A 228-nucleotide genomic window follows, 5' to 3' on the forward strand; every position below is an offset into this window, starting at 1 on the left:
AATGCCAAACTCGAAGTCCTGACCCCGGAAAACTCGCAGCTGATCATCATCGATCACCAGCCGCAGATGGCTTTCGGCGTGCAATCGATCGACCGCCAGACCCTGAAGAACAACGTGGTCGGGCTGGCCAAGGCAGCCAAGGTCTTCGCCATCCCGACCATCATCACGGCGGTGGAGACCGAGTCCTTCTCGGGCCGCACCTACCCGGGGATCCTGGACGTGTTCCCG

1 pseudogene is annotated in these 228 nt (G+C 61.4%); it reads left to right on the plus strand.

Going from position 1 to position 228, the window contains the following annotated elements:
- Positions 1-228: pseudogene (locus KVT32_RS31985) on the plus strand (isochorismatase family protein); the annotation flags it as partial.

This window comes from Achromobacter sp. GbtcB20 (assembly GCF_019091095.1).
Classification (GTDB): Bacteria; Pseudomonadota; Gammaproteobacteria; order Burkholderiales; family Burkholderiaceae_B; genus Achromobacter; species Achromobacter mucicolens.